Genomic DNA, 15365 nt, shown 5'->3' with positions numbered 1-15365 from the left:
TTGATGAAAATATTACTCGCAAATCCACGTGGTTTTTGTGCTGGTGTTGATCGTGCTATTAGCATTGTCGAGCGTGCATTAGAAATGTATCAGCCGCCTATTTATGTGCGTCATGAAGTTGTGCATAACCGCTTTGTGGTGGAAGGCCTTAAACAGCGTGGTGCTATTTTTGTCGAAGAGTTAAGTGAAGTACCTGACGATAATATCGTTATTTTCTCTGCTCATGGTGTATCACAAGCGGTTAGAAATGAAGCTAAAGCGCGACAGTTAACTGTATTTGATGCTACTTGCCCATTAGTGACCAAAGTTCACATGGAAGTTGCTCGTGCTAGCCGTAAAGCGATGGAAGTGGTGTTAATTGGCCATGCCGGTCACCCTGAAGTTGAAGGTACAATGGGGCAATATGCCAACCATGATGGTGGTATGTATTTGGTTGAGAAGCCAGAAGATGTTGATACTTTGGTGGTAAAAGATCCGTCAAACTTACATTTTGTTAGCCAAACTACCTTATCGGTAGATGAAACTGCTGATGTGATCGATCGTTTACGTCAAGTGTTCCCTGATATTAAAGGTCCACGTAAAGACGATATTTGTTATGCGACTCAAAATCGTCAAGATGCCGTGCGCGAAATGGCAGCAACGGTTGATGTGATGATTGTTGTTGGTTCTAAAAATTCCTCAAACTCTAATCGCCTGCGTGAACTTGCGGTTAAATTAGGTACACCTGGTTATTTGACCGATAGTGCTGAAGATATTGATCCGCAATGGCTTGAAGGTAAAAAGTTAGTCGGTGTCACTGCTGGCGCGTCAGCACCTGAAGAGTTAGTGAATCAAATTATTGCGCGCATTAAGCAACTTACTAATGCCACAGATGTCGAAGAATTATCGGGTCGTGAAGAAAATATGTTCTTTGAAGTACCACGAGAATTACAAGTAAAGAATATCTAATGCTGTTTTGTTAGTTTCCAAGAGCCTCAGTGAAAACTGGGGCTTTTTTTATCATAGTCAACAAGCTACAGTGGATAAATATTATTATGAATAGTGTAGGAGATGCACGCTAATGGTCAGAATTGCGATAGCCGGAGCTGCCGGACGAATGGGACGTCAGTTAATTAAAGCCACTGCATTATCAAATTCGACGATATTAACTGTGGCAACTGAGCGTACAGGTTCAAGTTTAGTTGGCGCAGATGCCGGAGAGTTAGCTGGGATTGGCTTAGCAAACGTGGTTGTGATTGACGATCTTAGTCTAGCGATTGATGACTTTGATGTCTTAATTGATTTTACCGCCCCTGCGGTTACGCTCGCTAATCTAGAATTATGCCAGCAACACCATAAAAAAATTGTTATTGGCACCACTGGATTTAGTGAGCAACAGCGACAATTAATTGATACTGCTGCAGAGCAGATTGCGATGGTGATGGCGCCTAACTATAGTGTTGGGGTTAATTTGGTGTTTAAACTACTGGAAAAAGCCGCGAAAGTGATGGGCGACTATTGTGATGTTGAGATCATTGAAGCTCACCATCGTCATAAAGTTGATGCGCCATCAGGTACTGCTATTGGTATGGGTGAAGCAATTGCTGGGGCAATGGGTAATAAGCTCAGCGATGTTGCTGTATATACGCGTGAAGGTATTACTGGCGAGCGCAGTCGTGATGAGATCGGTTTTGCAACCATTCGAGCTGGCGATATTGTTGGTGAGCATACGGCAATGTTCGCTGATATTGGTGAGCGGGTTGAAATCACTCATAAAGCCACGGATAGAATGACATTTGCCAATGGTGCAGTACGAGCTGCAGCATGGTTAAATAGTAAGCATTCAGGGTTTTATACCATGACTGATGTCCTCGATTTGGATCGGTTATAAAATCAACTCAGAATGTGTGAAACCTGCCTTTATGGCAGGTTTTTTTATGTCTAAAGATAGTGTTGATAGCCATGTTTTATGCAAATTTTTGGGTATGTTGTGCATAAATTAAGATGATTATTGTGGCGCTGGTTAATAGCGATAAAACATTGTAAAAAAGTGTGTTTTGTTGTTGTTTATAAGTTGTTTGATCGTTTTTGTGTTTGTTGTCTTTGTTTTTAACGCTAAAGTTTGGTTGTTTTATCGTTTGCGTATAATTTTAATTTTTGTTAACGATAATGTAACCAAGGCAATCGATTACATTTTAGCTAACGTTATTCAATAGTCCTAAAGATGTAATTAAAGTTGCTATTTACAGTGTTTGAATGAAAAAGTGGTGTTTGATCGTGATATTTAAAATTTAATTACGGTTAAATGTTGACAGATTGCTAACTGATCCATAGAATTTGCGCAATTTGTCAAAAATCAGTAGTGAATGGTTTTTGGCGTTAAATGGAATGGGTAGTTGCAACTTTATCTGTTTTAATTGCATTTTTATTTTTTGGAGGTTGTCTTGAGCAAATCTGCGCTGTTAGTCCTTGAAGATGGGACAGTGTTCCGCGGCGTGTCCATTGGGGCAGATGGTTCGGCTGTTGGTGAAGTTGTTTTTAATACCTCGATGACGGGGTACCAGGAAATCCTCACTGACCCCTCTTACTCGCAACAGATCGTTACTCTTACTTATCCTCATATTGGCAACACTGGTACTAATACCGAAGACGAAGAATCAACAGCAATTCATGCCCAAGGCTTAGTAATTCGTGATCTTCCTCTTATCGCTTCCAACTTCCGCAGTGAACAATCCCTTTCTGACTATCTTAAATCACAAAATATCGTTGGCATTGCTGACATCGATACCCGTAAGTTAACTCGTATTTTACGTGAGAAAGGTGCTCAAAACGGTTGTGTTATTGCTGGCAACAATCTTGATGAAGCGGCTGCATTAGCCCAAGCCCAAGCATTTCCAGGCCTTAAAGGTATGGATTTAGCAAAAGAAGTGACTACTGCTGAAACGTATAGCTGGAAGCAAGGTTCATGGACATTAACGGGTGGGTTACCTGCTGCGAAAGATGACAGTGAGTTGCCGTACCATGTCGTGGCATATGATTTTGGTGCTAAGCGTAATATTCTGCGTATGCTTGTTGACCGCGGTTGTCGTTTAACGGTTGTACCTGCACAAACAACAGCAGAAGAAGTACTAGCGCTTAACCCTAATGGTATCTTCTTATCTAATGGTCCTGGTGATCCAGCGCCATGTACTTACGCAATTGAAGCGACCAAAGTATTTTTAGAAAAAGGTTTACCTATTTTTGGTATCTGTCTTGGTCATCAAATCCTAGCATTAGCTAGTGGTGCTCAAACAGTGAAAATGAAATTCGGTCACCATGGTGCTAACCACCCAGTAAAAGATCTTGAGCGTGATGTGGTAATGATTACCAGTCAGAACCATGGTTTTGCCGCTGATGAAGCAACATTACCTGATAACCTACGCGCAACGCATAAATCCCTGTTTGATGGCTCTCTACAAGGTATCCATCGTACCGACAAGCCTGCATTTAGTTTCCAAGGCCACCCAGAAGCAAGCCCAGGTCCACACGATGCAGCACCACTATTTGATCATTTCATCGAATTAATCAAGAAACACAACGCCTAAGCCGGGAGTAGTAAAAAATGCCAAAACGTACTGACATTAAAAGTGTATTAATCTTAGGTGCAGGTCCGATTGTTATCGGTCAAGCGTGTGAATTTGACTACTCAGGTGCACAAGCATGTAAAGCGTTACGTGAAGAGGGTTACCGCGTTATTCTGGTAAACTCGAATCCAGCAACGATCATGACAGATCCTGATATGGCGGATGCAACGTACATTGAGCCTATTCACTGGGAAGTGGTACGCAAGATCATTGAAAAAGAACGTCCTGATGCAGTATTACCTACGATGGGTGGCCAAACTGCGCTTAACTGTGCGTTAGATCTTGAAAAGTATGGCGTATTAAAAGAATTTAATGTCGAAATGATTGGTGCAACAGCTGACGCAATTGATAAAGCTGAAAACCGTTCACGTTTCGATAAAGCAATGAAAGCAATCGGCCTTGAGTGCCCTCGTGCTGATACTGCAACCACCATGGAAGAGGCCTATAAAGTCCTCGAGATGGTGGGCTTCCCTTGTATTATTCGTCCGTCATTTACGATGGGTGGTACCGGTGGTGGTATTGCATACAATAAAGAAGAATTTGAAGAGATCTGTTCGCGCGGCTTAGATTTATCACCAACCAGTGAATTGTTGATTGATGAATCTTTGATTGGCTGGAAAGAATACGAGATGGAAGTTGTTCGTGATAAGAACGATAACTGCATCATCGTGTGTGCGATTGAAAACTTTGATCCAATGGGCATTCATACTGGTGATTCAATCACAGTAGCACCAGCGCAAACACTAACGGATAAAGAATACCAGCTAATGCGTAATGCATCGTTAGCAGTATTACGTGAAATTGGTGTTGAAACGGGTGGTTCAAACGTTCAGTTTGGTATTAATCCTGATGATGGCCGTATGGTTATCATCGAGATGAACCCACGTGTATCACGCTCATCAGCGCTAGCGTCAAAAGCAACGGGTTTCCCAATTGCTAAAATTGCGGCGAAATTAGCGATTGGCTTTACTCTTGATGAATTAATGAATGATATCACTGGTGGCGCAACACCAGCCTCATTTGAACCGACTATCGATTATGTTGTAACTAAGATCCCGCGCTTTAACTTTGAAAAGTTTGTGGGTGCAAATGACCGTCTAACTACCCAGATGAAATCGGTGGGTGAAGTGATGGCAATTGGTCGTAACCAACAAGAATCATTGCACAAAGCATTACGTGGTTTAGAAGTTGGCGCTAATGGTTTTGACGAGATGGTTGATCTTGATGAACCTGATGCAATGAGCAAAATTCGTTATGAATTAAAAGCCGCGGGTGCTGATCGTATTTGGTATATCGGTGATGCGTTCCGTGCTGGTATGTCAGTTGACGGTATCTTTAACCTGACCAATATTGACCGTTGGTTCTTGGTTCAAATCGAAGATATCATTAAAGATGAAGCACGTGTTAAAGCCGCTGGTTTTGCAGGTCTTAATGAGCAATCACTGCGCGCATTAAAGCGTAAAGGCTTTGGTGATGCTCGGTTAGCTAAATTGGTTGGCGTTGCTGAAAGCGAAATTCGCAAATTGCGTGACCAATTCGATATTCATCCTGTATACAAGCGGGTTGATACCTGTGCGGCTGAGTTCTCATCAGATACCGCTTACATGTACTCATCATACGATGAAGAATGTGAAGCGAATCCAACCACCAAAGACAAAATCATGATTCTAGGTGGTGGTCCTAACCGTATTGGTCAGGGCATTGAATTTGATTACTGTTGTGTACATGCATCATTAGCATTACGTGAAGACGGTTACGAAACCATTATGGTTAACTGTAACCCAGAGACAGTATCAACAGATTACGATACCTCCGACCGTTTGTACTTTGAACCAGTAACACTGGAAGATGTACTTGCGATTGCTCGTGTTGAAAAGCCGAAAGGTGTTATCGTTCAATACGGTGGTCAAACACCACTTAAATTAGCGCGTGCTTTGGAAGCTGCTGGTGTGCCAATTATTGGTACTAGCCCTGATGCGATTGACCGTGCTGAAGACCGCGAACGTTTTCAACAAGCTGTTGACCGTTTAGGTTTATTACAACCAGAAAACGCAACAGTGACCACCATGGAACAGGCGATTGAGAAGTCAAAAATCATCGGTTTCCCATTGGTTGTGCGCCCATCCTATGTACTAGGTGGTCGTGCGATGGAAATTGTGTACGATGAGCAAGACTTACGTCGTTACTTTAACGAAGCGGTGAGTGTTTCCAACGAATCACCTGTATTGCTTGACCGTTTCCTTGATGATGCGATTGAAGTTGATGTCGATGCGATTTGTGATGGTGAGCAAGTGGTTATTGCTGGCATCATGGAACACATTGAGCAAGCTGGTGTTCACTCTGGTGACTCAGCATGTTCATTGCCTGCTTATACGCTAAGTAAAGAAATTCAAGATGTAATGCGTGAGCAAGTGAAGAATTTGGCGTTTGAATTAGGTGTTCGTGGTTTGATGAATACTCAGTTCGCGGTTAAAGATAACGAAGTTTACTTAATTGAAGTTAACCCTCGTGCCGCGCGTACAGTGCCATTTGTATCAAAAGCAACCGGTGTGGCGGTTGCAAAAATCGCAGCTCGTGTCATGGCTGGTCAATCACTTGAGTCGCAAGGTTTTACTAAAGAAGTCATTCCACCATACTATTCAGTAAAAGAAGTGGTATTACCGTTTAACAAGTTCCCAGGTGTTGATCCACTGTTAGGCCCTGAAATGCGCTCAACAGGTGAAGTAATGGGAATTGGTAATACGTTTGCTGAAGCATTTGCTAAGGCTGAACTAGGCTGTGGTAAAGAGTACCCATCATCAGGACGTGCACTACTTTCTGTTCGCGAAGGTGATAAGAAGCGTGTGGTTGATTTAGCGTCTAAGTTGATTAAACTTGGCTACCAACTAGATGCAACTCACGGTACTGCGGTGATTCTTGGTGAAGCGGGTATTAATCCACGCTTGGTAAATAAAGTTCACGAAGGTCGTCCTCATATTCTTGACCGTATTAAGAATAATGAATACACCTACATTGTTAACACTGCTGAAGGTCGTCAAGCGATTGAGGATTCTAAAATACTTCGTCGCAGTGCTTTGGCTGAGAAAGTGAATTATACCACTACCTTGAATGCTGGTTTTGCGACTTGTTTGGCACATACTGCTGATGACCGTAATACCGTAACCTCGATTCAAGAACTGCATGCCATGATTAAGTAAGCGTATTTCGATACGACTGTTGATTGTGATAAGGGCCGAGCATGAAAGTGCTTGGCCTTTTTAATTATAGCTATATTACATCATGACGTAGCGGTTACTATTTGATCGTAGGTGCAATCAAACTTTTGCTTTATATAAGGTTCGATTGGGTTGCAGCGATACATCAATAGCGTACAATGCAGGCGTCGCAGTAAGCGATATATTTTTGGAGACATAAGTGAACGATACCGACCAGCCCCCGAGTATGATGGTGGAAAATCAAGTCTAGCAACGGTATGCGTTACGTTTCCGTGCTGCCAGGCTCGGAATAATATGTCTTTCTTTTTAGTGTAATCATTTATCCACGACATTTTTCCTCGATTTTCCCGTTTATATTTAAGTGCAATTTTTATTATTAATGCTATCAATATCAGTTTTTAATGGCTGCTATTATCAGTAGGGCATAATGTTATGCCTGCTAGCTGATGGTATTAAAATTTAAATTGTGACGGTCGCTACTTATTACTCTTTTTGAGTATCAGTTAACCGGGAAAACCGCCATGACAGTAATGAATTTTGCAGCTTATGCTGCAGCAACAAGTGCTCATTTAGACCAACGTGATGCATTGGCTGTGCGTAATGCTTTTCTAAAATATGATTTAGATGAGCAAGCACATTTATTAGCAAAAATGCCCTTACCTGAAGCGTTAGTGGTGCTTCATGAATGCCCTTTACGCCATGTTCAATTATTGCTTGATCGTCTTGATGAGTTAAAAGAAGACGTTAAAGTTCGTCAATTAGCTAATGGCTTAGGCTTGATTTGTTCTGAAGTAGAGCCTGTTGGTCACTACTTACAAAATAGTGTTTTTAACCATGTTCGTGAGCGTATTGGTTGGATTGTAGGTTTAGCTTTAATGGGGATTATTTCTGGATTAATTATCTCGCATTATCAAAATACATTAAGCCAATTGGTACTGTTAGCTATTTATATGCCAGTTATTGCCGCTGCAGGTGGTAATACTGGTTCACAAGCTGCAACGTTAGTCGTGCGAGCGCTGGCAATGGAAGAAATCCGCGCTCGGGATTGGTTGGCGGTATTATGGAAAGAGTTTCGAGTATCGTTAGTGATTGCGCTTGGGTTAGCGGCGGTGATCGTTGGACGAGTGGTATTCTTTAGTGGTCATGTAGTGTTACCTGCTGGAATTACATTACACATGGTGGCGTTGGCGATTGGGGTTGCTATTTCGATTCAAGTCGTTATATCAACCAGTGCCGGGGGTCTATTACCATTAGTTGCGCGGGCACTTAATTTAGATCCGGCAGTGTTGGTAAGCCCTGTATTAGCTTCAATGGTCGATATTACTGGCATGGTCATTTATTTTAGCACTATTAATTGGATTCTTGGCTTAGGCCATTAAATGTTATCGTTGTTAGCATAAAACATTTGATACCGTTATAGAAAAGCCCCATTTACGGGTTGTCACGTTAAGTGATGACGGATAAATGGGGCTTTTTGCATTTGGTTATTAGCCAATTAATACGCTAATTTCAATCAGTAGTTATTATACAGTGAAGTATAGTACTGCTTTTCAAATTGATTGATTGGCGGTAATGGATCGGCGTTTAATTCAGCCTTAGTTGGGTAATAGTTGGTAACTAACTGTATAAATAATAATGGTTCACCCGATTTGGTTTTCAGAATACCAGCAAGGTTATAGGTGCCAAATAGTGAGCCAGTTTTAGCAATCATATGATCTTTTAACGGCGCATTTAGAACACTTTTACGGTATTGAAGGGTGCCACTTTTACCCGCTACGGGTAAATCGGTAATTAAGCCGAGTTTAGGATGATGATAAATGTAAGTAAGCACTTCCATTAAATCATGAGTGTTTAAGCGGTTATTACGCGAAAGCCCTGAGCCATCAACCATGATGGTATTAGATAAATCAATGTTGGCTTTTTGTTTTAGAATAGCTTTGATGGCTGCGACACCATTAGCATAGTTGCCCGCTTGATTAAAGTATTTAGCACCCATGGTTTTAGCAAGGTTATCGGCAAATAAATTATCAGAACGTTTAAGCATGATATATAGCAGCGTCGTTAATGGTGCTGACTGGTGGGTTGCAATAATCTTACCGCTGATAGTGTCATTACGTAAAATCTTGCCCTTTAAACGGATACCTGCGCGTTTTAATTCCCGCTTAATAATAGCTGTAGAATACAGCGTGGTATTCTGAACGGCAAATCGTAGTGCTAATGGATCTTTTTTGGGTTGAATACAACCCGTTATATGATAGCTGTTGTTATCATTTGCTTGTAGTAATAGCTCACAATATTGGTCTTTTTGCTGCGCTTTAGTTACTACAATCGCATCATTAGTGGCTGTGACTGGCTGGTGATTAGGAATATGTAAGCGTGTTTTAGCACCGAAAGCCATGTTTGAATATAACGCGCCTTCAAAACAGTTATGTTCCAAAGTAATGCTGCTTGATGGTGCACTATAGCATTGCGTTAGCATGTCCCACGGTGAACCCACCGCATGCTCAAACCCGGTAAAATGACCACCGTTAAGGTAAAGGTTACCTTTGATAGTGCTAGTACCTTGCTGTTTGAGTTGGCGTAATAGGTTGGCGATATCACTGCTTTCTAAGGTGGGATCACCATTAAAATCTAAAATAACATTATTACCTTGGGTTTCAAGGTTGGTGCTAAAACGGAAGTCATTACCTAAATATAATTTAGCCGCGAGTGCAGTGAGTAATTTTTGAGTACTCGCAGGGGCTTGCAGATGGCTCGCTTGATGCTGATAGATAATCTTGTTAGTCGCAGGGTTAACAACGAGGAGTGAGGCGTCACTGCCCGTTGGCAATTGCTTGAGGGCTTGCTGAGGCGCAAACGCTGCAAATGATGGCATGCTTGTTAGCAGCAAAGCGGAACAAATAAGTCGTTTAAGCATTTTTAGGTATATTGGTATAAATAAAATGAGCAGTAATAATAGCTTTTTTTATTGGCTGAGTAAAAAGCCCATCATTATATCGTTCTAGCAAATATCAGATACTAAAAAGCGCCGACCAAGGTCGACGCTTTTTGGGGTACGCTTTTAATCGTAAGGATTAGAAGTCGTAACGAGCACCAAGAACAATCTGGTCAGATGCTGCAACTTTACCTACTTTGTTCTTATCAAGCATGTTGAATGTGTAAGAAGCGTAAGTGCGGAAGTTGCTGTTGAAGTAGTAAGTACCGTCAACAGATAGCGCGTTTGCTAACTCGTCGTAAGAGCCGTCAGTGTTGCGCTCATCTTTCATGAAGCCGTAAGTAGTCGTAAATACAGCTTTACCCATAGTGTATGCTGCTGCGAATTCGTAACCTTGAGAATCTGTTAGCTTACCGTTTAGATTTGTTGCATCACGGTGACCGTACTTGTATAGACCGCCGAAGTATAGATCGCCCATAGTGTACGATGCTACTGCGAAGGTTTGCTTAGATGTCTGGTTTACAGAATTATTGATTGCAGTTTGATCTTTTTGTTGAGCATAACCCACACCAAGAGCAAGACCTGTATCACCGACTGCGTATTTAGCTGCAGTAGAGAAACCACTTTGGTTTGTTTTTTGACCGTAGTTTTTAGAAGCAATGTCGTCGTTGTACGCCGCACCATCAAATACGTAGTTCGCTTTGAAAGTAAGGTTGTTGAATGTACCTACGTAAGCTAGGTTATTTGAAGTACGGTCAGCTACAGCTAGCTTAGAACCACCAACAACAGAACCTGCGTATGCCATGATATCAGTGAAATCAGTTAGCATACCTAGTGAACCGTCAGCCTTACCGTAAACGATTTGGCCGTACTTATCACTGTTTACACCAGCGTAAAGGTAACGGTTTTCATCGTTAGAAGTATTTGCTGTGAACTCACGCTCAAAGTAACCAATACCTTGTACGCCATCAGCGATTTGAGTTTTAGCATCAATGTTTACACGTACACGTGAAATATCAGTTACATCGTTGCTTGTGTGTTGTTTAAGAACGTCTGTAACTTTATTATTAGTTGCGTTCTCAGAAGAAAGTGCACGAGCTTCTACACGGCCGCCAATAGCTAGGCTAGAAGTGTCGTCTGAATAAACTGTTGCTGCTGATGCTGCGCCAGAGAAAGTCGCTGCTGCTACTGCTAGAGCAATTAGGTTCTTGTTCATTGCCGAATCCTTTATATGATTTTTTTATAGTTTGCATTTTGATGCCAAATGCTATGGCGTTCTTTTTACTTGTGTCATTGGTAATATGTTAGTAAAAAAAACTGAAAAATAGTTTAAATAGGTCTTTTTTAGGTTTTTTATTGCTTTTATAATGTTTATTATCAATGTGTTATATAAATAAGTAAAAGTTCTAATTATTTTTTACATTTTAGTTCTATTTAGAAAATATTGTTTTTTTTATATTTAAAAATGACGTTTTTATTTGTAAGAGTGTGATTTGGCGCGCTTTTTGATTTTGATTGAATTGTAACTGTTTTGATGTTGTTAGCGTCAATATCACAATAGTGAGTAAGTGCTAACATAAAGCGTGATTCATTTTATATTATCGTTAATAGCAATCCTGATGCTTTTGAGTCAGTGATGTAACAAAATAATTAGCAGATAAATAACAGTTAAATGCGGATTATCATTTATCAATGATGATCTCTTGGTCATCTTTGTTTAAAATAAACCAAATCATTTTTATTCTGTCAGACTAGCTATGGGCTAGGCTGACGCTATTTACCTGAAATTGGCGAGCGCTATCAGGTTACAGAGGTTATTTATTTATGGAAAAAGTACCAATGACTGTTCGCGGCGAACAAAAGCTGCTCAAAGAACTTGAGGTATTGTTGAAGCGTCGTCCGCTTATTTCTCAAGCTATTGCTGAAGCTCGTGAACTTGGTGACTTAAAAGAAAACGCTGAGTACCATGCTGCGCGTGAAGAACAAGGTATTTGTGAAGCTCAAATTCGTGATATCGAATATAAGTTATCAGTAGCACAAGTAATTGATGTAACAACATTAGCTAATACAGGTAAAGTTATTTTTGGTACGACTATCAAATTACTCGATTTAGATAGTGATAAAGAAATGACTTATTGCATTGTGGGTGATGATGAAGCCGATATTAAGCAAAACTTAATTTCAGTTAATTCACCGATTGCGCGTGGTTTAATTGGTAAGTTAACGGGTGATGAAGTGCAGATCATAACACCCGGTGGCTTAAAAGAATTTGAAATCATGGATGTACAATACATTTAATGATTAATTGCTGTTTGTCGTTAGCAAAAATATAGACTATGTTTGACAAATAAGCGTTACCTTCAATTAGTAACGGTAATGTTTGTCGTTAGCAAAAAACAGTTTATTGCCAACGACGGCTATAAAAAAGGCCGCTAGGCGGCCTTTTTTATTTGCGAGGAAGTTCGATTTTACGATCTTCAGTTTGACGGTAAAGCACTAATGTTTTACCAATCACCTGTACTTTTTCTGCTTTAGTTTCGCGAATAATAGCGTCGACGATTAATAATTTAGTTTCACGATCTTCAGAAGCTACTTTTACTTTAATAAGCTCATGGTGATTTAAAGCTAAATCGATTTCAGCTAATACAGCTTCAGTAAGGCCGTTAGCGCCCATTAGAACCACAGGTTTTAAGTTGTGAGCTAGGCCTTTTAAGAACTGCTTTTGTTTTGTGCTTAGATTCATGATGACTCTATTTTTTTAGTTACAAGGGTTGAAAACGCGACATTCTACCGCCATCTACTCTAGAAGACTAATTTGTTTAATAGATGAGAGTCGGAAAATTTACAGTGATTATGTTGCACTGCACATTTTTAGGGCGCAATCTAATGAATTAGGTGCGATAAAGTCTTTAGCCGACGTATACTTACTAAGTATGGCAACTCATTAGGTTTATCATGAGTAGAAAAAAACAATCCGCTAGCTCAGGCCGGTGGTTAAAAGAACATTTTGACGATAAATATGTACAAGAAGCACAAAAACGGGGTTACCGTTCGCGAGCTTTCTTTAAAATTGAAGAAATTCAAAATAAAGATAAATTATTAAAACCAGGCATGACAGTGGTTGACCTTGGTGCTGCACCAGGCGGTTGGTCACAGTATGCGGCAGAAATTGTAGGTGATGAGGGACAGGTCATCGCTTGTGATATTTTGCCGATGGATTCACTACCAGGGGTTAATTTCCTTCAAGGTGATTTCCGTGAAGAAGCAGTATTAGAGGCTTTATTAACGCGTATTCAACCAGATATGGTTGATGTGGTAATGTCTGATATGGCACCTAATATGAGTGGTAACCTTGCATCCGACCAACCTCGAGCTATGTACCTTGTTGAACTTGCATTAGATATGTGTCGACAAGTACTTGCACCGAATGGCAGTTTTGCGGTAAAAGTTTTCCAAGGCGAAGGCTTCGACCAATATCTCGCTGATATTCGTAGCATGTTTAAAGTGGTCAAAATTCGTAAACCAGATTCCTCGCGAGATCGTTCGCGTGAAGTCTATATTGTGGCTACAGGTTACAAACTGTAGTAATCTACATTCATCTTTTAGTTATCGCGAGGTTAACACCTTGAGTGACATGGCAAAAAACTTGATTTTATGGCTGGTCATTGCAGTTGTTCTTATGTCTGTATTCCAGAGTTTCGGAACCAACAGTAATAGTGCCAAGGGCCAAGTCGATTATACGACATTTGTCCGTCAAATCGGTCAGGATCAGATAAAGGAAGTACGATTCAATGATCGTGAAATCACTGTAACCAAACGTGATAATGCGAGCTATGTAACATACTTACCTGTCGCAAATGATCCTAAGCTGTTAGACGATCTTATTAACGCTAACGTACAAGTACAAGGTACACCACCAGAAGAGCCAAGCCTTTTAGCTTCAATCTTCATTTCGTGGTTCCCAATGCTATTGCTTATTGGTGTTTGGATTTTCTTTATGCGTCAAATGCAGGGCGGTGGTGGCAAAGGTGCCATGTCGTTCGGCAAATCTAAAGCGCGCATGATGGGTGAAGACCAAATCAAAACAACGTTTGCTGATGTAGCAGGTTGTGATGAAGCCAAAGAAGACGTTAAAGAGCTGGTTGATTACTTACGTGATCCAAGCCGCTTCCAGAAACTAGGTGGTAAAATCCCAACAGGTGTGTTGATGGTTGGTCCTCCTGGTACGGGTAAAACCTTACTGGCAAAAGCGATTGCTGGTGAAGCAAAAGTACCGTTCTTTACTATTTCTGGCTCTGACTTTGTTGAAATGTTTGTCGGTGTGGGTGCATCCCGTGTCCGTGATATGTTTGAACAAGCGAAAAAAGCAGCGCCTTGTATTATCTTTATCGATGAAATCGATGCGGTAGGTCGTCAACGTGGTGCTGGTGTTGGTGGTGGTCATGATGAACGTGAACAAACACTAAACCAGATGCTAGTTGAAATGGATGGTTTTGAAGGTAATGAAGGTATTATCGTTATTGCCGCAACTAACCGTCCTGATGTACTTGACCCAGCCTTACTTCGTCCTGGCCGTTTTGACCGTCAAGTCGTTGTTGGTCTTCCAGATGTACGTGGTCGTGAGCAGATTCTTAAAGTTCACATGCGTAAAGTGCCGCTAGATGGTGATGTTAATCCATCATTGATTGCACGTGGTACACCTGGTTTCTCTGGTGCTGATTTAGCCAACCTTGTTAACGAAGCCGCATTATTTGCAGCTCGTGGTGATAAACGCACAGTATCAATGGTTGAATTTGAACTAGCAAAAGACAAAATCATGATGGGCGCAGAGCGTAAATCAATGGTGATGTCTGAAGAGCAAAAAGCATCAACGGCATACCATGAAGCTGGTCACGCAATTATTGGTCGTTTAGTACCGGATCACGATCCAGTGTACAAAGTATCAATTATTCCACGTGGTCGTGCACTTGGTGTAACTATGTACTTACCAGAGCAAGATCGTGTAAGTCATTCGCGTGAATTCTTAGAATCTATGATTTCAAGTCTTTACGGTGGCCGTCTTGCTGAAGAACTTATCTATGGTCGTGAGAAAGTATCAACTGGTGCATCGAACGATATTGAACGTGCAACTGATATTGCTCGTAAGATGGTTACTCAGTGGGGTTTCTCTGACAAGCTAGGCCCATTATTGTACGCAGAAGACGAAGGTGAAGTATTCCTTGGTCGTTCAGTAACACAAAGCAAGCATATGTCGGATGACACAGCGAAGTTGATTGATACTGAAGTACGTATTTTAATTGATCGTAACTATCAACGCGCCCGTCAAATTTTGGTTGATAATATGGATATTATGCATGCTATGAAAGATGCATTGATGAAATATGAAACCATTGATGCTGGTCAGATTGATGACTTGATGGAACGTAAATCTGAAATCCGTCCACCGAAAGGTTGGATCGACGATGGTGATACGTTACGCAATGCACCTGAAACTGAACTTGCTCCTGATGAGCCTGTAGGCGATGGTATTGATGCTCTATCTGAGAAAGACGATACAGATAGCAAGCCTCAAGCATAATTGCTAAGTGAATAGAAAACCCTGACTTAGGTCGG

General features: G+C 41.0%; 11 protein-coding genes. 8 read left to right on the top strand and 3 right to left on the bottom strand.

Annotated elements, in window-relative coordinates; genetic code table 11:
• Positions 1 to 3: 3 nt before the first annotated feature.
• From ispH to PPBDW_RS13075, 5 genes are all read left to right on the top strand, one after another.
• Complete coding sequence (gene ispH, locus PPBDW_RS13095; RefSeq protein ID WP_036795996.1) at positions 4 to 948, top strand: 4-hydroxy-3-methylbut-2-enyl diphosphate reductase; 945 nt, start codon at positions 4 to 6, stop codon at positions 946 to 948.
• Positions 949 to 1060: 112 nt separating this feature from the next.
• Positions 1061 to 1870: a 4-hydroxy-tetrahydrodipicolinate reductase gene (dapB, locus tag PPBDW_RS13090; protein ID WP_036795994.1), complete on the top strand. Its 810-nt coding sequence runs from the start codon at positions 1061 to 1063 to the stop codon at positions 1868 to 1870.
• A 553-nt stretch (positions 1871 to 2423) separates the two neighbouring features.
• Positions 2424 to 3563 (top strand): glutamine-hydrolyzing carbamoyl-phosphate synthase small subunit, encoded by a 1140-nt coding sequence (gene carA / locus PPBDW_RS13085; protein WP_036795993.1) that lies wholly within the window; start codon positions 2424 to 2426, stop codon positions 3561 to 3563.
• A 17-nt stretch (positions 3564 to 3580) separates the two neighbouring features.
• Positions 3581 to 6799 (top strand): carbamoyl-phosphate synthase large subunit, encoded by a 3219-nt coding sequence (carB, locus tag PPBDW_RS13080; RefSeq protein ID WP_036795992.1) that lies wholly within the window; start codon positions 3581 to 3583, stop codon positions 6797 to 6799.
• 539 nt (positions 6800 to 7338) lie between these two features.
• Positions 7339 to 8196: a magnesium transporter gene (locus PPBDW_RS13075; RefSeq protein ID WP_036795991.1), complete on the top strand. Its 858-nt coding sequence runs from the start codon at positions 7339 to 7341 to the stop codon at positions 8194 to 8196.
• Positions 8197 to 8330: 134 nt separating this feature from the next.
• Here PPBDW_RS13075 and dacB read toward each other — a convergent pair whose 3' ends face one another.
• Both dacB and PPBDW_RS13065 read right to left on the bottom strand, forming a co-directional pair.
• Positions 8331 to 9734: a serine-type D-Ala-D-Ala carboxypeptidase gene (gene dacB, locus PPBDW_RS13070; protein ID WP_036795990.1), complete on the bottom strand. Its 1404-nt coding sequence runs from the start codon at positions 9732 to 9734 to the stop codon at positions 8331 to 8333.
• 157 nt (positions 9735 to 9891) lie between these two features.
• Positions 9892 to 10968 carry a porin gene (locus PPBDW_RS13065; protein ID WP_036795988.1) on the bottom strand — a complete coding sequence of 359 codons (1077 nt, stop codon included), beginning with the start codon at positions 10966 to 10968 and terminating at the stop codon, positions 9892 to 9894.
• 608 nt (positions 10969 to 11576) lie between these two features.
• Here PPBDW_RS13065 and greA point away from each other — a divergent pair.
• Positions 11577 to 12050, top strand: a complete 474-nt coding sequence (gene greA / locus PPBDW_RS13060) for a transcription elongation factor GreA (RefSeq protein ID WP_036795987.1) — start codon at positions 11577 to 11579, stop codon at positions 12048 to 12050.
• 148 nt (positions 12051 to 12198) lie between these two features.
• On the opposite strand, the gene yhbY is transcribed toward greA, so the two are convergent.
• The gene (gene yhbY, locus PPBDW_RS13055; protein ID WP_036795986.1) at positions 12199 to 12495 is read right to left on the bottom strand and encodes a ribosome assembly RNA-binding protein YhbY; all 297 of its coding nucleotides are present in this window, start codon (positions 12493 to 12495) and stop codon (positions 12199 to 12201) included.
• Positions 12496 to 12707: 212 nt separating this feature from the next.
• On the opposite strand from yhbY, the gene rlmE reads away from it, so the two are divergent.
• Together rlmE and ftsH are read left to right on the top strand one after the other, a co-directional pair.
• Complete coding sequence (gene rlmE / locus PPBDW_RS13050) at positions 12708 to 13337, top strand: 23S rRNA (uridine(2552)-2'-O)-methyltransferase RlmE (protein WP_036795984.1); 630 nt, start codon at positions 12708 to 12710, stop codon at positions 13335 to 13337.
• Positions 13338 to 13386: 49 nt separating this feature from the next.
• A complete protein-coding gene (gene ftsH, locus PPBDW_RS13045) occupies positions 13387 to 15330 on the top strand; it encodes an ATP-dependent zinc metalloprotease FtsH (protein ID WP_036795982.1) in 1944 nt (647 codons plus the stop codon).
• Positions 15331 to 15365 lie beyond the last annotated feature (35 nt).

Source organism: Photobacterium kishitanii, assembly GCF_000613045.3.
In the GTDB taxonomy this organism is placed as follows: domain Bacteria; phylum Pseudomonadota; class Gammaproteobacteria; order Enterobacterales; family Vibrionaceae; genus Photobacterium; species Photobacterium kishitanii.
The sequence above is the reverse complement of the archived record's forward strand: the minus strand, read 5'-3'. Positions and strand labels throughout refer to the sequence as shown.